The organism is Ferdinandcohnia sp. QZ13, assembly GCF_031324165.1.
Classification (GTDB): domain Bacteria; phylum Bacillota; class Bacilli; order Bacillales; family Bacillaceae_L; genus Ferdinandcohnia.
The window spans coordinates 941,012-959,246 of sequence record NZ_JAVIVW010000015.1 but is presented as its reverse complement, the minus strand read 5'-3'; the positions used below and the strand labels follow the sequence as shown (position 1 = coordinate 959,246).

Genomic DNA, 18,235 nt, shown 5'->3' with positions numbered 1-18,235 from the left:
GTACAATAGCAGGCCGGAATTGCGCGATAGCAAACGAGAAATGCGTGTTACTTTTAGTAATTGCGTATTATTTATAATAATTGCGCTATAACTTCATCTTTAGGTTCAAAAAAGGTCAAGGCTACACCTTGACCTTACTTTATTTCTTTTTCTTCTTTTGAACATTTTGTTTTTCTGCTTCTACTTCTGTATAGGATGCAAATTCAACAAGTTCTTCACTGATTCTATTTCCTTTTTTGACATTATTATTTCGCTGCGCATTTGCATTTCCACGCTTCGTTCTACCCAATTCCTTCATCTCCATTCTTAACTTTTCATTTTGTAGTATGAGTAGTTTAGAACCTTTTATGTGGTGCCTAGTGTTGGAAATTTAGGTAATTCCTTAAAAATACCTCCACATGGTGTGGAGGTATTATAGTAAAGAGTGACTAGCGATTTTTGTTAGCTTGTGATTGCTGGTTCTGTTTTCGAACCTCAGCTACATCAGTTTCGCTAGCAAATTCAGTACTGAAAGAGGAACCAGATGAAGTGAACTGTTGTTGCCCAACAGATTGTTGGAGCTGTTGTGCGGTCTGCTCTATCTGATTTAATTGTTGAGCAGCATTCAATTCACGTCCTGCAAATCCAGGGGCAGCCTGTTGTGCTTGTGGTGAGCTTTGTTGGAACTGTTGAGCATTCATTTGCTCTGTTTGGGCTAATTGCTTAGCCGTTTGTTTAATCTGATTTAAAGCGGCTTGAGCCTGTTCTGGAATTTGCTGATTGTTGTTTTGCATGTGAACCTCCCAGACGAATTTTTTGGATAGTCAAAAGGCCATCACCTTTTAAAAATCCTTTCTTAATTTGTGTAGAAACGCTCGTCCCCATGTATTGTAAAAAATACTATATGTGTGACTTTTTTCATTTAATGAGAGAGGGTAGCAGGGGTATAATCTAAAGCGTATGCATTGAACTAAAAATGGTAAAATCGGTTTAATTAAGTACAATCATGGAGTTTACCGAGTTTTTTGGTTGTTTCTTTCAAACCTCCCATTATATAATTCAAATAGTGGAAGAGGTGATTTGAATGAAACGAATCGATTTTTGGGGTCGAGATGAATACGATGAAAGACTTCTAGAAGAGGTATTAAGAGGTGTAAAGACAGTCACCTGTACTCCAAAGGTTTGGTATGATCAATTACCAAACGAGGAAAAGAGCGAAATAGGCGATATCATTCAGGTTTTTACAAAGCGAAATGAGCATAAAGCAAACCTCCAAATCACCGATTTTTATGAAATTCGATTTGGCGAAATGAATGGTGAAGTGGGAGAGCGAATTGCAAAAGGTGAAAATTCCACTTTGGATGAATTTATCGAGGACCATATTTTTAGCTGGGAAAAGCCTTTAAAAAATGATGGCTACGAGCTTAACGAAGATACCATTATAGTGGTGGAACATTTCCAGGTTACAGACATTTTTACAGATGTTACAATAGACTTACACCTTGTCCCAATGACGGAGGCTGAAGGTTATAAGATAACTAATTGGACCGATTTTGAATTGTTTAGAAAGTCAACAGATTACTTTTATTCGGTCTTTAAAGAGAAGGACTTTGTTGCGTTTGTTCGGTTTCGCCAAAATGATACGAACACCTATATGTATTATAAAGTGAATCCTGACTTTGAAGGACAATTAAATGAAAAGGAACTCATGAAAAAAGCTGAGAAGTTTGCACAAGAAGCACTTTTGGCAACAAATATCATCCATGAATGGAGTTCCATTTACACATACCATAAATAATTTAAAAAGCAGACGTTTGGTAAAATATCGCCAACGTCTTTTCTATGTCTAGACCCAGGCGCCAAAGGCTCAAGGCTACAAGTCAATCCTTTTCCTCTGGTGATCGCCGAACTGTGAGTACCCGTCAGAAAATCAATTTGACATACGAATACCTGTAATTGTAAAATCGTGTGGGACGAGGGTGCAGGTAGCTTGTCCCAAAAACGAGAGAAATCATAGCTGAGACACGGGAGTAAGGGTCTCTTTGTATCAAGGGGAGAAGTGAAATGAAACAGTTTTATTTTGTTTTCGTTCTAGTATTTCTAATGACTTCTCTTTCGCCTTTTCAAGTTCATGCAGAAGGTGCTACGAAAATTGGAACACCCGCGATCAAGAGTGATGCAGTCATTTTAGTAGATGCAAATACTGGTTCAATTTTATATGAAAAAAATAGTCGTACCCAAATGTACCCTGCGAGTTTAACGAAAATGGCAACGGCCATTTATGCGATTGAAAAAGGAAATTTAGATGATGTTGTATCTGTCAGTGCAAACGCCTATGAAACAGATGGTACACGTGTATACCTTGAAGAAGGGGAGCAGGTTACATTAAAACATCTTATTCAAGGCTTATTAATCAATTCCGGAAACGACGCGGGGGTTGCCCTCGCGGAACATCTTAATGGAGACATAAAGTCTTTTGCAAAGTCACTAAATCAATATTTAATAGAGAAAATTGGTGTTGAACAGACTCATTTTACAAACCCACACGGTCTCTTCGATGAAAATCACTACACAACCGCATATGACCTTGCTTTAATTACGAAATATGCATTAAAGAACCCCGTTTTCCGTGAGATTTTTGGAACAAAGGAATTAGCATGGGATGGAGAATCATGGGATACTACCCTTTTTAGCCATCATTTAATGCTACGAGGTGAAATTCCCTATGAAGGGATTACTGGTGGAAAAACTGGTTTTGTACAAGAATCGCGATACACTCTTTCAACATCGGCAGAACAAGGAGATTTATCTTTAATTGCAATAGTGTTAAAGGCAGAACGTGATGAAGACGCATATGAGGATACAGTAGCGCTTTTAGATTATGGCTTTGAAAACTTCGAGATATCAGAGGTAGCTGCAAATAAGAAGTTTTACGGTGAGCAGAATGAAAGCTACCATCTCAATAAACCACTTCCATACACGCAAAAGAAAAATGAAAACGTTCAACTGGCAATGAATGACCAAGGCGTACTTCAGGTCCTTGGGGATGATGGCCGGCAACTTGCGGCGAAGCAACTTAAAATGGATATGCCAAAGGAAGCAATGGGCACTCGTGCCGAAATCGATCCGGATGAACTATCTAAAAAGAACCATTTACCGGCAATCCTTATGCTCGTTTTTTTAAGCGTTGGTGTTGTCTTCCTTCAGAAAACGATAAAAAACATGAAAAAAAAGCACTTAACCTAAAAGTGCTTTTTTTGCTAGATAAAATGTGAGGGGGACGCCTCTTTTGAGCCCTCTATAATTTAAGTGTCTCACTAGAACTTTTCCGATTTTGCTCCCATTTGATCTTACAAGCAGGGTTTGCATTTGGAAGAATATATTCTTCGACTAGCTGTTTCATGATATGATCAGGAATTAAATTATAGTAAGAATAGTAATATTTTTTTTCATTTGTTGTGGTGACAACGAGGTTTTGGAACACGCCACCGCTTAATTTTTCAGCATGCCATCCATAAGATACGTCCGTAATATCAGCTAAAGGTATACGATTTTTACGGTTAATCAAATGGCCATCTTCAACTGTGATTAAGACTTTGCTTTTCGATAGTACAGAGACTAGTCTTAAAATGGCACCACCTGTAAATAGGACACCGATTAAGCCTATGATGACTCCAATAAATCCTTTGAATGTACCAAGAGTAGTACCGATGATTAGGACGAAAAGAGATGCAATAAGTCCAATTCCCACTCCTATATATAGGCAACCAACCCCGCCACTCTTATATACAAGGTCAACACCATTTTTATTGGGTATCAGATAATTATTCATAAAAAAACATCGTTCCTTTCATAATAAATGTATGTGGAACCTCGATTTAATAGAATATGTGAACGGTTTTTTCTTAATGTAATAGGAAGCAAAAGGAAGTAAGGACTATTCCAGAGCTTCGTTTCCGTTTCACTGAGGTACTTTCGTGTATTTGTTTAAAAGTTCTTTCATTGAGTTTTGTGTACTTAATTTTATGTTGAAGGTATCGCCAATTTTTTCAATTTCATAGTTGTTCTCTTTGTTATCCGTAAACAGAATCACAGTATCAACGATAGGTTCATTCTTTTTGCCGAATTCGATGAACATTAGGGTGTTAAGTTTGCCTTTGGACTCCCATAACACGTTAAAAAACTGATGCATTTCACCTTCGAAGTGTGGAAGATCAAATTGTTTTTCATTGCTATCAAATATCTCTAGTAAACTTTCGAATTCTTCCTGTGTGAGTGTGAGGACCGAACTCGACAATGAGTCTTCTTTACTTACATGAAAGAAGTCAACTAGGTTATCAATTACATCATGATCTATGATTTTTTCAAATACATGAACTTGGTCATCGTATTTCGTGAATTGTTTAATCACAAGGCTTTCCCCAATATGATAGGAGATCGCTTCTTCTTCGTTTTGATCACCATGTTTAGATGCGCGAACAGTTTGTTCTGCAGAGTTAATGAAAATGATAATTTCTTTCAAGTCTTCAACCAATGTGAATTTACGATTTTTATAAATTAATAGGTCTTTCGATAGTAACGATCGATTTGCAGTTTCTAACATGAGTTCTAGTTTTTCATCACTTAAATCTCCAAAATACACTTGCCTTATTGCATTACCTTGTTCAAAATAACCTTCGCTGTAAAAACAGAAGATTACCTCTTCTACAGAAAGTGAAAATTTCTCCATAATGTCCATTTAACCTCCAAACCCTAATTTACTAAAAAAATTACCAGCACCTTTAACCAGGTTCGCAGCATTTTCTTTTACAGCATTAAATCCTTCTTTTACTTTATCTACACCTTTTCCGATAAACTCCGTGCCTTTATGGATGGTGTCTTTAAACTTAACAGCAGTGTCTGTTACCCATTGTGGTGTATGTTTTGTAATGGCATCACCAACAAGGCTACCGAGGAAACCACCAACACTAGCGCCGACAACAGTACCTACCGGACCGAGTACGCTTAATGCGCCGCCAAGGATAACGGCACCCGCTGTAGATGCTGCTGTATTGACGACAGTTTTATAAGCTGCTTCACCTACAACTTTTGCATTTTCTGTTTTTAATTTTTCAATATCATTCCCGTATAAGGCATAGTTTTCCGTTATTTTAATGGTTGCTCCAATTCCCTCAGTTACGAGTGTAATTCCACCTGCAAGAAGTGCATTTCCTTTTAAGAAACGAAGGGAAGTTTTTGCCATAGTACCTGCGTTGTTTTTTATCACATTCATAACACCTCTAGCTCCATCATCGGATGCTCCTATCATCATGGCCTTTACATTGTTCGCATAATTCACGACGGTTTTCGGATACTGTTTCGTGAATTTATTGTAAATTAACTCAGATAATGACTTATCCTTATGGAGGAAAAGGGAAGATGGTTTTGTTAAGAATCGTGCTGCAGCATTTAAATATTTATTCCGTTCAATGAAATCGACTACGCGACCAGTAGGTATATTAAACTTCTTGAAAGTTTTGTCGCTCGTAATGAATCGGTATAACCCATTATCCATTTTCTCAAATTGAAATCCTAGGGCCTGGTAGAGGAACGCACTTCCAGAATAGGCACCTGCTGTAATTAATCCATCTACGACTCCCCAAGTATTGTTATAGAATTCATATAAATTACTTGGCATAAGGTTTTTACGAAAATCATTTAGCATATCTTCTAGTTGTTGACCTTTTTGTGAAACTCTGCCTTCAGCGGTTTGATATTTTTGAACGGTGTTTGTAATAAATGACTTTAATTGGTTTAAATCGTGTTCAACATCTTGCATTGAACTCGTTGCGTTTGACAATCTGCTTTGGATACTACTACGACTTGAAATTTTACTGTCGATACCGAACTTGAGAGAATTTACATTTGATCTTATACTTGATAGTTTTGAAATCGTTTGGCCCAAGCCTGATATGTTCCCATTCAACGCAGATGGGTTTATATGTATTTGCGACACAAAGCTCCACTCCTTTATGTTTTTTATTTGATTAATTTGTCTTGGATTGTTTCGAATGAGGGAATTTGATGGGTAAATTAGTCACTATAGATAATAGTAAAAAAGTAGTGAATGTTCGTAAAGGGACTAAAGATATATTTTACATTATTTTCTTGTGGTTTTTGCCGAAATAAGGTCGATTTTCTGGCATTTTCCAAAAAAAGAGGAGTTGACGGGTTACCGTTAAACAAGAAGGCTCTTTTCAAAAGAATGTTGCTATTAACTTAAAGTTTATAGGTGGAACTAGGGTGATTTCCGCTTCTGGCACTCGCTTTCCGCGGGCCTCCCGCTCGTGCCTCACTCCGGGGTCTCGCTTGGCTCGCTATTCCCGCAGGACGTTGAGTTTACTTCCTTGAAACTACATCGCACGCAGAAAATGCCTGCATTTTCGAGGATCTCGTTCCATACGTTCCAATCACTATAGGGAACACCTAAGTGTCTAATAATACTTATTAATGGCAATATCAAAAACAACAAAGTTCGCAAAAACAGCCAATAAAAAAAATATGAAAAAAGCACTTCTACAATGGGGTTCCTTGCTTATTGGACTCCCCAAAGTCAAAGTGCTTTTATGATGAAAACACAAGATATTTCTGCCCGAGATAGTTCATAACGGTATAAAGGCCCGTCCCCAGAAACACAGCAATCTCGTTTGTATATTGCGTAAAAATAAAACCTGAAATCATCTTACTCATTGAAAAAGAAAGAAAGTAGCAGCTTAAAATCACTAAAACAAACAATGGAATACTCTTGCCATGCATTGCTTTGCTAGCGAAAGTGAATTGCCTGTTCAACATATAGCTGACTCCGGCTCCAATTGAATGACCAACAAAGGTAGAAAGCCAATAGGAAAGACTGACTACATCTAACAATAAAAATATACTCGATAGTCCAACCAGCGTATTTATCACGCCTACCAGCAAAAAACGAACAAAGGTATTAGTTGGTTTTGGAAAGTGAGTTGTAATCAATCAAGAGTTCCCCCTCTTTAGGAGTAAGAGGCTCTTCATCCGGAACCGCAAGATTATACGTATCAATATCAACAACAAACTTTGGCCGTCGCTTCGTCTCCTTATAGATTTTTCCGATATATTCCCCAATAAAACCTAGAGCAATCAACTGTAGCCCACCAATTAACCAAATCGACGTAATCATTGAAGTCCATCCTGTTTGGGTTTGGCCACTAAATTTTAAATAAAAAAAGTATCCACCAAAGAAAAGGCTGACAAAAAAGGAGAGCAATCCAATCAAGGAAATAAAGCGAATCGGTGTGATGCTAAAGGATGTAATCCCATCAAGGGCAAATGAGAGCATTTTCCGTAATGGGTATTTCGTCTCGCCGGCCATTCGTTCCTTCCGATCATAAAAAACAGACGTCGATTGAAAGCCAACAAGAGGAACAACACCGCGTAAAAAAAGATTGCTCTCATCAAATTGTTCAAGGACCTCAACGGCTCGTTTACTCATTAACCGGTAATCAGCATGGTTATAAACAAGGTTCACACCCATGAATTGCATCAGCTTATAGAATCCTTGTGCTGTATGTTTTTTGAAAAAGGTGTCTGTCTTGCGCTCTTTTCGGACACCATATACAACCTCATATCCTTCAGTATACCGATTCAGAAACTCGCGAATGACGGCAATATCATCTTGTAAATCGGCATCAATTGAAACCAGACAATCAGATTGACGTTTTGCAGCAAACAGACCCGCCAGTAATGCATTTTGGTGCCCGACATTTCGGGCTAATTTAAGCCCTTTAATCTTACTGTCTTCTAGTCCTTTTTTATAAATAATGGACCAAGTTTGATCCTTGCTGCCATCATCGACAAACAAGAGTCTGCTTTTTTCTGATACAAGCTTGTCTGTAATAAGTTCCTCTATAAGGGATCGAAGCTGTTTCATCGTTTCTGGAAGAACTTCTTCTTCATTGTAGCAAGGGACAACAATGGTAAGGATTGGTGCTTTCATGATGAATCCCCCTAGTAGTTTTTATTCATTAACTGACACCCGATATAAATAAATCCTCCATGCAGATTCAGGTGAATCGAAGGTTTGCTCAAGTTTGAGATGATTTTTTGTCGCATTTTTGATGGGTAAGGATGAAAAAATATACCTTCCTCCCATGTCGTAAAATGCTTTCATATTTAGTTCCATTTTTTTTATTTCCTTTTTGGAGGTCTTTTTGAACATATAGTGTTTTCCGAGTTCATCCAAAAAGAGATAACAACGCCCTCCCCATTCATCGAAATATTGACGTAATTTTTTATCCCTATCTAGCTCTTTGGCAATAATTTCCCGAAATTGATGCTTATAGGAAAGAGGATAAAAGTTATTGTATGTGTCAAGGGTGTAAAATCCGTTAAATTGAGCGATGGCAGGATGGAGACCGATGCTTGCAACACGGTAATCGTCTTGTGGCAAACCTATGTACGTTTTGATATCCTCAAATTGTTTTTCAGCAAAAAATTGCTGAAAGGAGGGCTTCTTTTTATAGACAATTTCTTCATTAAAGGAGACCACAACTGCTAATTGGGCAACCAAGAATAATAAGCTTGCTCGCTTCCAATTCGTTTTGTACTCCCACAGAATTTTTAACGAAAGGGCAAATAACATGTAGATCACCATTGGTCTAAGAAAATGGTATCTTGCAAAATTAAATGTGTTTAGAAAATGAAACCGTTCCGTTAAAGGAACCCAGCCTTTATAAAACCAAAATGCGTACCAAATAGATAAAAAAGCATTTAAGATATGTAAGAAAAGAAATACCTTTTCCTGCTTCCATTTCTTCTTTAAAAACACAATATTTAAAGCTAATAGAGTTACTGGCAAAATGATTAAGCCATGAACACTCATTACATGGGTATGACCTAGGACGTAATTTTTTAAGGAAAGTCGTAACGCACTAAAGAATGATAAGCGCGCATGAAAATATTCATCACGACTGTTTGGTTCGTCCATAAAAAGAAAGGAGTACACTAATCGGTATTCAACCACCATAAATATGAGGGTGAAATAGATGAGTGCCCATAAAAAACGAAGATTCCATCCCTTTCCACGTACACAATCTACAATCCAAAGGAGCCCCATCGCGCTTATAAAAAAGAAAAAACCAAGGACGATGCTTGCGTAGAACGGGAGTAAGGTCAATGTCAACCAATTGACCCATGATTTCTCACCTGAACGAATATTAAGGAGTGCCCAAAGGGCTAAAGGCATCCCTAGGGTACTTAGCATTCCAGATGGCCAAAAAGGAGTTAGTGCAAAAGCTAATGAAACCCCTACACGAATCCATGACCATTCCTTTTTTGATAAAAAATGTTTTTTTAATAACAAGTACATCCCGATGAATGCAAATAATCTGGTGATAAATTGGCTTAGCCCATAGGCAACCATTGGTGGAAATAGAACATGTAACCAAACAATCCCGCTAAATTCTGTTCCAAATGCACCTCTTTGGAGTTCCCCATTGATGATTTGTGGGATGTTCGCATCAACTGGTCCAAGAATTTGATTGCTCTGGGCTAAAACCCGATACCAGGCAAGATTTGAGTCTAAATTGTCATGGACTCGTAAATGAGCATTCTCTCCAAGAATAAAATACGGAGATACAAAAATGACGATGAGTAAAAGTGCAGCGATGATGAGACGATACTCACTTCGTTGTTGAGTTCCAGTATTAGACAACTTCCTTCCTCCAATACTATGCCTATTTCTTTTTTTATCCTTTCCTAAATCGTTTGGAATATGAATGTAAAAAGAAAAAGTGGGGGTTACCCACTTTTAGCTTTCGCTCCTTGTTTTGCTTGTTGGAGAGCTTGGACAATGTCAATCAGCCCTTCGCCAAAATAAATATCCTTCCCAGCTTTTCCGAGATCCAAGCTGGTGCCTTTGATCATATCCATAATTTCTTTATTTGAAAGGTTTGGGTTGATTGAGCGCATTAAAGCTGCAAGAGCAGCAACATGCGGGGCAGCCATTGAAGTACCTGATAATGCAGCATATTGCTCATCAATGTAGGTACTTGGTATCGTTACACCTGGTGCTGCTACATCGATATAATCGCCATAATTAGAAAAATCCGCTTTATCCCCGTTTAGGTCAACGGCTGCTACACTTAATACTTGTGGGTATGCGGATGGATAGCTCGGTTGGCTTGAATTGTCATTCCCTGATGCCGCGACCATTACAACATCGTGTTTGTATGCATATTCAACCGCTTGTTTTAATAGCTTTGAGCCCTGATAGTTGCCAAGGCTAAGGTTGATAACATCCGCCCCATGGTCAGTTGCCCAAATGATACCTCGGGCAATATCAAAAGTGGAACCATATCCATCAGACCCCATTACTTTAACAGGCATGATGGGGTTAAACCATGTGATCCCTGCTGTTCCTTCATGATTGTTTGTTTGGGATGCAATAATACCGGCAACATGTGTACCATGACCATTATCATCATCTGGAACATTATTATCCTTTAGAATGTTATAACCCTCTGTAATTCGATTAACGAGATCAGGATGATCGAGGTCTACCCCTGTATCAACAATTGCAATTTTCACCTTATCCGATCCTTGCGTAATGCCCCAGCCGTTTTCCGAATCAATCATCCGTAAATTCCATTGGAAATCATTGTATAAAAGGTCATTTGGATGCTCCTGGTTTTGCATCATAATATAATTTGGCTCGGCAAACTCAACGTTTTTGTTTTTTTCGAAATACGAAATCATTTCACCTGTTTTCAAGTTAGTTGATTCAAAAATATAAGAGGAATCGAGTTTGCGTAAAAGCTTTCCTTCGATATCTTTTTCGATTTGTTTAATTTCGGCTTGTGTTAGGTGGTTTTTAAAATCAACAATGACTTGATGGTGATGGTAATGGCTTTTGTCTTTGCCATTATGATCAATCACATCAATTTCTTTATGGTTATCTAATTGTTTTTGAACTTTATTATACAGTTGAATCGAATCAACATTCATAATTTGAGGAGTCGTATCAATCGCTTCATTCTTTAATCTTACAGAACTGTTAGGAGATGAATACGATCTTGTGCGTGTCTTATCCTCATCATTAAAGTATGAAAAAGAAACAAATAGCGTTAGTCCAATTGTAATGGCTAATGCCACAATAGCAATTCTTTTTTTATTCCACATTAGGATCACCTCAAACACACTTTTTCTTATTATCCTGCTGGACACCCAGTTTCATGCCTCAATTTCATTCCAATAATTTCAAAGTAAATAGAAGTTCTATGCATAAATTCCATGCATTTCAAGGAATAATTAACAGGAGGGGAGATGTGGCAAAAAGTGAACCATGTAAAAAAAGGGGAGGATAGCTATGGCAAATTGGTTTAAAAAAGAACATAAAAAACCTCGATTAACTGAGGATATCTATCAGACCTTCCGAAAATCATCGGACTTTATTTGTCACTTTAATAACCAAGCCATTCGCCCTTTTTGGGTTTGTTATCAGCGCAATATTATTGATACACAAACCCTCAATGAACAGATTCTACCATACTTGCTGTATACAAAAATCCATTCAATCCAAAACCTTAAAGGAGTTCTTCCGAATAAGGAGATTGTGATTACAAATAAGGTCAAAGAAATAGAAAATAAAATTTTGCAAGGCAGTATCATGGTTCAATTTCACAAGCATGACGGCTATTGTGCCCTTATAGACGCAGTGAAATTTGAAAAAAGATCGGTTAGTACACCTGAAGTTGAATTCAGTGTAAATGGTCCGAAAGAGGCATTTGTCGAATCACTGGATACCAATTTGAATTTAATACGAAAACGATTGCCGGTACCTGAATTGCGTGTGAAGGAACTAACGGTTGGGAAGTTATCAAGGACGAAGGTAGCCGTACTTTATATAGAAGACATTGTGGAAAAAGAGAATGTTCAAACCCTTTTACAGCGACTCCATGATTTCGAGTATGATTCGATTAATGATACTTCTTTTATTTCGGAAATCATTGCTGATAATACGAATTCTCCATTTCCACAAGTTCTTGAAACAGAGCGTCCTGACCGCACTGCTTCCGTATTAGTGGAGGGAAAAGTTGTGGTGCTATCCGAGGGATCTCCTCAAGCCATTATAGCCCCGACTACCCTTGTTGAGTTTTTTTCATCGTTTGAAGACTATTTCATGAATTGGTACATTGGGTCATTTGTTCGGATGCTTCGTCTTTTTTCAGTCGTCTTTTCCATATTAATCACACCAATTTATGTGGCCGTTCTTACCTATCATCATGAATTAATTCCACGAGATTTGCTGGCAACTTTGGTTATCTCAAGACGTGAGGTTCCATTGCCTCCTATTTTAGAGGCTTTGTTTTTAGAAATAACCATTGAGTTGCTACGTGAGGCTGGTGCAAGGCTACCAGCCAAGGTTGGTCAAACAATCGGTATCGTGGGTGGTATCGTGATTGGAACGGCATCTGTTGAAGCTGGACTTACGAGTAATGTGTTGTTGATTATGATTGCCCTAGCTGCATTAGCTTCTTTTACAACACCTGTTTATACAATGGGTAACACAATTAGGTTAATACGATTTCCATTTCTCCTTTTAGCACAGCTTTGGGGATTATTAGGAATTGTGATTTGTTTCTGTTTTTTATTAACACATTTAATTCGATTAACTTCCTTAGGGCGACCATTTTTAGAACCACTTTACCCATTGCGGATTCGGGATTTAAAGGATGCATTTGTTCGGTTGCCATTTTCGCAGCTTTCGAAACGCCCAATGTATGTTCGTCCAGGAGACACAAACCGTTTTAATTCAAAGAATGCACAGAAGAAAAAAGACATTGATGAGTAGCCGAAAGTCCAAGGAGTTGCAACTATGGAAAGGATCAAAGAATCATTTTTAGTATCTCCTTTTTTTGTATTTTTCTTAATTCATTCCATGCAGATAGGGGTAGGGATACTTGGTTTCCAACGAATCATTGCAAAATCAGCAGGGTATGACAGTTGGATTGCCGTTATTCTAGCCGGAGCTGCAGTACACGTTATTGTGTGGATGATGTATAAAATATTAAATGATTCAAAAGGGGACATAATTGAAGTTCATAAAGAGGTTTTCGGGAAATGGATTGGGGGGGTTTTTAGCCTTTTATTTGTCGTGTATCTTATGGCTTTATCAATCACTGTTTTACGCACCTATATTGAGGTTGTTCAAGTTTGGATGTTTCCAGAATTAAATGCCTGGGTTTTTGGTTTTTTTGCATTGGCACTCACGTACTATATTATTTTAGGTGGTTTTAGAACAGTAACCGGGATTAGCTTTTTTAGCATTGTTCTGCCGGTCTACATTCTTCTATTAGTTTTTTTTCCTTTAGAATTTGCACATGTACGAAACTTAGTACCTATCTTGAATCATTCTTTTACAGAAATTGCACAAGCAACAAGGGATATGACCTTGAGTATTCTCGGCTTTGAAACGCTGTTAATCTTTTATCCATTTATTAAAAATCCTAAAAGTTCTCAGAAATGGGCCCACCTTGGCGTCTTAGCTACGACAGGTCTATACTTAATTACGATAATTACAACCATTATGTTCTACAGTTCTGGTCAGTTAGATAAACATATTTGGGCAACTTTATCCATGTTTAAAACAATTGTTATGCCTTTTGTGGAGAGGTTTGAATATGTCGGAGTAGCATCTTGGTTTTTTATCATCCTTCCTAATATCTGTATTTCGATCTGGGGTGCAAGCAGAGGCATTAAAAAGGTATTTTCCGTTCAACAACGAAAAGTGCTGCTTTTCATTTTACCAGTTGTTTGGGTGGCAAGCAGTTTCTTAAAAACACGCCAAGGGATAGATAAGCTTAACGAATACATGTCAAATTTTGGTTTCTATACTGTTTTTGTTTATATTCCTATCCTTTTTGTACTCACACTAGTCATTCGTAAAGTGAGGAAGAATAAATGAAAAAGATCCTAACAGGAATTGTGTTAACTGCCGTTTTAGTCCTAACGATTGTATATGGTAGAGTATCCGAAGAAATCATTGATGAGGTTAATGTCGTTTCAGCTATTGGGTTTGACCGTGCTGAAGGACAAAAAATTAGAGGTACAGCTGCTATCCCTGTTTTTAATGCGGATAAAAGTATCGACAATGCCAGTTTTTCTGACGAGTCAGTCTTGGCAAAAGAAATTATAAATGTATTACAAAAACAATCGGCGGACCCACTCGTCACAGGTGGTCTACGAGTTGCTTTATATGAAGATGAGTTAGCGAAAAACGGGGTTTTACGGTATATTGATGCGCTTCAACGGGATGCAAGTGTTGGAGCACAAGTTTATTTAGGTATTGTTGAGGGGAAGACAAGGGATGTTTTAGAAAAAAACTTAGGAAACAGGGGAACAGGGGAATATCTTTCCACGATATTAGAACATAATATCCAAAAACAAGATGTACCAAAGTCTGATCTTCATACCTTTTTATATTTGAATTATATGGAAGGGATGGACCCTTATCTTCCCACATTAAAATTAATCGGAGATAAGATGGAAATCACGGGCTTAGCTTTGTTTCAAAATGGAACAATGGTATCAAAAATTAAAGAAGAAAATTTGTTCTTTTTTAAAGCCTTGGTCGAAAATTATGGTGAGGGGTCTTATACATTACGATTAAAGGATACGGATGAGTATGCGTCCGTCAAACGGATTAAAACAAAAAGGGAAATTAAGGTAGAGGATGTGCATGGGAAGCCAAAGGTAAACATTACAATTAAGTTTGAGGGGATATTAAGTGAGTTTTCCGGGCAAAAGGCAACTCCAGAAATCACCAAACAGATTATTACTCAACTCGAAAGTATCATTAAGGAAAAATCTGAAGAAATGCTAAAACATTTTCAGGAAAAAAATATTGACCCGGTAGGGATTGGGTATATAGCTAGACATTCAGTTCGCAGTTTAGATTTTAAAAAATGGCAACTTGAATATCCGAATATAGAAATAGCAGTGCATGCAAAGGTAAAACTAATTGAGACGGGAATTACTGAATAAAATGGTAAAGTACAATTTGCTTACTTTTTTCCTCTCAACAAGTGTTCAATAGGGTATGATATACTTTTGTAAATGGTGGAAAAGATAAAAGTCTATTGGGAGTGTCTTATTTGAAATATTTTATTATTACTGGTACATCTAGGGGATTGGGAGAATCCATTGTAAAACAAATTATGGACAAGAATCATACCTTATTTTGTATCTCAAGGAAACAAAACAATGAATTAAAAGAAATGGCGTCTGAAAAAGGAATCAATCTATATTACTTTTCTTGTGATCTCCATAAAACAGAAGAGATTGAAAAAGTAATGGAACGAATTTTTTCATCTATTGATTTCTCAAATGCAGAAGGAATCTACTTAGTAAACAATGCTGGAACGATTGATCCAATTAAGCCGATTGGAAAGGCAAGTCCAAGAGAACTAACGGAAAGTATTCATGTCAATCTGTTGGCTCCAATGATCGTAAGTTCCTATTTTATTAAGCATACAGCATCATTTGCGACCAAAAAGGTGATTGTGAATATTTCATCAGGTGCTGCTAAGCGTGCAAGACATGGATGGACTGCATATTCTTCGACCAAAGCAGGTATTGATATGTTCACAAAATCAGTTGGTTTTGAGCAGGAAATAGCTGAGCATCCAGTAACCATGATTTCCTTTTCACCGGGTGTCATGGATACAGAAATGCAAGAAGTAATCCGAAAAACAAAAAAAGAGGATTTCACAGAGGTCGAGCAATTTATTGAATTTAATGAGAAAGGCATGCTAAGGTCGCCTGATTTTGTTGCTGGAGTAATCCTAGACCTAATCCTAAATCAGGAATTAATCAATGGTCATGTCTATGATATAAAATCATTTGTATAATTCGAAAACCCCTTTAAAAGGGGTTATTTTTATGAGTATGTTTCGTAGACGATTCAAAGGGTCGGAATTATAATGGAGAAAGAGGGGGAGAGGTAAAATGGAACAAATACGAGTAGGAGTAATCGGTCTTGGAGCTATTGGAGAAAGACTCATCCATGGCTTTAACGCCAATAAACATACAACCGTTCAAGCAGTCGTTGATACCGATAAAGAGCGTGCCGCAAAGATGGCAGATAAACTTGGTGGAATTAACTGGTATGATAGTCACAATAAAATGCTAGCGGAAGAGGATTTGGATCTAGTGTATGTAGCTGTTCCACCAAAATATCATCATGCCGTTACCATGGATGTCATTGAAAAAGGGATACATGTGTTATGTGAAAAACCTCTCGCGAATTCGGTCGAAGAGGCTAAGGAAATGTTCGAAAAAGCTGAGCAAGCAGGAATTATTCATGCTATGAATTTCCCGCTTAACTATAGTAGTCCAGCAAATACCTTTGACCAGTTGATTAAAGAAGGATACATAGGTCAATTACGAAAACTTGAACTTTCAATGAATTTCCCTAATTGGCCGCGTCTTTGGCAGCAGAATGATTGGGTGGCGGGTCGTGAACAAGGTGGTTTTGTCTTGGAGGTAGGGGTTCATTTTATTCAATTAACCCAACGTATTTTTGGTTCCATTACGCATTTAAATAGTCGCTTGGAACTTCCTAAGGATACGACCAGATGTGAAACCGGCGTTATTGCCTCATTAGCATTAGCAAATGGAGCACCAATTTTAATCAATGGTATGAGTCAGATTGCCGGAACTGAGCGAATTGCCTACACGGCTTATGGTACTGAGGGGACTCTTTCACTAATAGATTGGGGTAAACTTGAAGGTGGTAAGCTAGGTGAGGAGATTCATTCGATTGAAAATGAAAAGGAAGAAACCTCAACACTTATTGACCATGTCGTTGCTGCAATTGCTGGAAGAGAAAGTCACCTATATACATTTAAGGATGGATATGAGGCGCAGACTATTTTAGAAAAGCTTAGAGATAAATAAACAAACGAAAAGCTCCCACCGATCCGACGGCGGGAGCCCATTTTTACTTTGCCATGTATTTTTCAATATCATCAAGCATAAGATTAGCTGCTAGGACACCACCTGCAGTGTTCCAAATAGGATCACTTACTTTGTGAACATTGCCTTCCTTCACCGCATTTAATCCTTTCCATAACGGATTATTAATCCATTCTTCTTCGACCTTTGTTGCTTCGCCATTACCTGTTTCATAGGTAAAATAAAAAATGACATCTCCATCCATAAGTGGAATCTTTTCTTGGTCAACTTCTCGAGCGAATTGATCATTTTGGTCTTGAGCAAACAAATCAACCTGTTGCTGTGGACGCTTCAAGCCTAATTGTTCAAAAATAACCCCTGAGAAAGAATTTGTATAATAAATTCGAGTTCGACCTTCCATAAAACGGACAACAGAAACTTCAGTATCCGTATTAATGTTTTCTTTTACTTTATTTAAATGGTCATCAAAATCAGCCAGAACTTTCTTTCCTTCTTCCTCTTTATTGATTGCTTTTGAATAGAGGGTAAAGTTTTTTTGCCAATCTCCACGCAAGTCTTCAGCAAAAACAGTTGGCGCTATCGCTTTTAATTGTTCATAAATTTTTTCCTGACGCATCTTATTACCAATGATTAAATCAGGCTCAAGTGCAGCAATTGCTTCAATATTTACATTGCTTTCTTCACCAACAACTTCTACACCTTCCATTTGATCCTCAATATGAGCATACCAAGGATCCCCAATCCAAGAACGAACAGCGCCAACAGGCTTAACTCCCATTGCCAGTATAGCCTCTGTGCCTTCATTTGTTAAAACAACAATTCGTTTTGGATCTTTGTTAATCGGTGTAGAACCCATCGCATGTTCAACTGTGTATGTATTAGGACTTTCAACTTCTCCATTCTTGTCGGTATTGTCTGCAGCGCCACAAGCAGTCAATAATAGTGAAAATACAGCCAACGTAAGAAATCCAAGATAAGTTTTCTTTCTAAAGTTCATTATGTATCCTCCTGTTAATTGATAATGATTTTCATTTACTTATGATAATAAAGTGATTTGAAATATTAGTCAATACAAAATTGAGAATGATTTTCATTACGTTGACAATCATTCTCATTTCCAATAGACTAAAAGAGAAATAAGTTACTAATTTTTCTTGACCTTTGCTATGTATAAGAAGGCATAAGAGAAGCTAAACCTATCTAAAAACATCTAATATTAACATAAACATGTTTTACCAAAGTCATACATGTGTTTCTAACTATGGCTAGCGCC

General features: G+C 37.5%; 17 protein-coding genes. 7 read left to right on the top strand and 10 right to left on the bottom strand.

Annotation, left to right across the window (positions count from 1 at the left end):
* Positions 1–139: 139 nt before the first annotated feature.
* Together ypzF and RGU12_RS18515 are read right to left on the bottom strand one after the other, a co-directional pair.
* Positions 140–289: a protein YpzF gene (gene ypzF / locus RGU12_RS18520; RefSeq protein WP_165439141.1), complete on the bottom strand. Its 150-nt coding sequence runs from the start codon at positions 287–289 to the stop codon at positions 140–142.
* A 139-nt stretch (positions 290–428) separates the two neighbouring features.
* Positions 429–773: a gamma-type small acid-soluble spore protein gene (locus RGU12_RS18515; protein ID WP_309537339.1), complete on the bottom strand. Its 345-nt coding sequence runs from the start codon at positions 771–773 to the stop codon at positions 429–431.
* Between the two features lie 290 nt (positions 774–1,063).
* Between RGU12_RS18515 and RGU12_RS18510 the strand changes: the two genes are divergently transcribed.
* Positions 1,064–1,777, top strand: a complete 714-nt coding sequence (locus RGU12_RS18510) for an ASCH domain-containing protein (RefSeq protein WP_309537338.1) — start codon at positions 1,064–1,066, stop codon at positions 1,775–1,777.
* Between the two features lie 266 nt (positions 1,778–2,043).
* Complete coding sequence (locus RGU12_RS18505; protein WP_309537337.1) at positions 2,044–3,225, top strand: D-alanyl-D-alanine carboxypeptidase family protein; 1,182 nt, start codon at positions 2,044–2,046, stop codon at positions 3,223–3,225.
* A 52-nt stretch (positions 3,226–3,277) separates the two neighbouring features.
* Here RGU12_RS18505 and RGU12_RS18500 read toward each other — a convergent pair whose 3' ends face one another.
* From RGU12_RS18500 to RGU12_RS18470, 7 genes are all read right to left on the bottom strand, one after another.
* Positions 3,278–3,811 (bottom strand): DUF5381 family protein, encoded by a 534-nt coding sequence (locus tag RGU12_RS18500; protein WP_309537336.1) that lies wholly within the window; start codon positions 3,809–3,811, stop codon positions 3,278–3,280.
* 129 nt (positions 3,812–3,940) lie between these two features.
* Complete coding sequence (locus tag RGU12_RS18495) at positions 3,941–4,708, bottom strand: YfjC family protein (protein ID WP_309537335.1); 768 nt, start codon at positions 4,706–4,708, stop codon at positions 3,941–3,943.
* A 9-nt stretch (positions 4,709–4,717) separates the two neighbouring features.
* The gene (locus tag RGU12_RS18490; RefSeq protein WP_309537334.1) at positions 4,718–5,974 is read right to left on the bottom strand and encodes a hypothetical protein; all 1,257 of its coding nucleotides are present in this window, start codon (positions 5,972–5,974) and stop codon (positions 4,718–4,720) included.
* Positions 5,975–6,582: 608 nt separating this feature from the next.
* A complete protein-coding gene (locus RGU12_RS18485) occupies positions 6,583–6,984 on the bottom strand; it encodes a GtrA family protein (protein WP_309537333.1) in 402 nt (133 codons plus the stop codon).
* Positions 6,953–7,984 (bottom strand): glycosyltransferase family 2 protein, encoded by a 1,032-nt coding sequence (locus tag RGU12_RS18480; protein WP_309537332.1) that lies wholly within the window; start codon positions 7,982–7,984, stop codon positions 6,953–6,955. The genes RGU12_RS18485 and RGU12_RS18480 overlap by 32 nt, the downstream gene beginning before the upstream one ends.
* Before the next feature lie 21 nt (positions 7,985–8,005).
* A complete protein-coding gene (locus RGU12_RS18475; protein WP_309537331.1) occupies positions 8,006–9,700 on the bottom strand; it encodes a DUF6044 family protein in 1,695 nt (564 codons plus the stop codon).
* Between the two features lie 86 nt (positions 9,701–9,786).
* Positions 9,787–11,166, bottom strand: coding sequence for a S8 family peptidase (locus tag RGU12_RS18470; protein ID WP_309537330.1), 1,380 nt, complete (start codon positions 11,164–11,166; stop codon positions 9,787–9,789).
* A gap of 187 nt (positions 11,167–11,353) precedes the next feature.
* Here RGU12_RS18470 and RGU12_RS18465 point away from each other — a divergent pair, with 187 nt between their 5' ends.
* The 5 genes from RGU12_RS18465 to RGU12_RS18445 all read left to right on the top strand — a co-directional run bounded on the left by RGU12_RS18465 (position 11,354) and on the right by RGU12_RS18445 (position 16,944).
* Positions 11,354–12,838 (top strand): spore germination protein, encoded by a 1,485-nt coding sequence (locus RGU12_RS18465; RefSeq protein WP_309537329.1) that lies wholly within the window; start codon positions 11,354–11,356, stop codon positions 12,836–12,838.
* A gap of 24 nt (positions 12,839–12,862) precedes the next feature.
* Positions 12,863–13,951, top strand: coding sequence for a GerAB/ArcD/ProY family transporter (locus RGU12_RS18460; protein ID WP_309537328.1), 1,089 nt, complete (start codon positions 12,863–12,865; stop codon positions 13,949–13,951).
* Positions 13,948–15,030, top strand: coding sequence for a Ger(x)C family spore germination protein (locus RGU12_RS18455; RefSeq protein WP_309537327.1), 1,083 nt, complete (start codon positions 13,948–13,950; stop codon positions 15,028–15,030). The genes RGU12_RS18460 and RGU12_RS18455 overlap by 4 nt, the downstream gene beginning before the upstream one ends.
* A gap of 110 nt (positions 15,031–15,140) precedes the next feature.
* Entirely contained in the window at positions 15,141–15,896 is a 756-nt protein-coding gene (locus tag RGU12_RS18450) for a (S)-benzoin forming benzil reductase (RefSeq protein ID WP_309537326.1), read from the top strand.
* A 97-nt stretch (positions 15,897–15,993) separates the two neighbouring features.
* The gene (locus tag RGU12_RS18445) at positions 15,994–16,944 is read left to right on the top strand and encodes a Gfo/Idh/MocA family protein (protein WP_309537325.1); all 951 of its coding nucleotides are present in this window, start codon (positions 15,994–15,996) and stop codon (positions 16,942–16,944) included.
* A 43-nt stretch (positions 16,945–16,987) separates the two neighbouring features.
* Here the strand turns inward: RGU12_RS18445 and RGU12_RS18440 are convergent, their stop codons facing one another.
* On the bottom strand, positions 16,988–17,959 hold the full coding sequence (locus RGU12_RS18440) for an ABC transporter substrate-binding protein (RefSeq protein ID WP_309537324.1): 972 nt from the start codon (positions 17,957–17,959) through the stop codon (positions 16,988–16,990).
* Between the last annotated feature and the right edge of the window lie 276 nt (positions 17,960–18,235).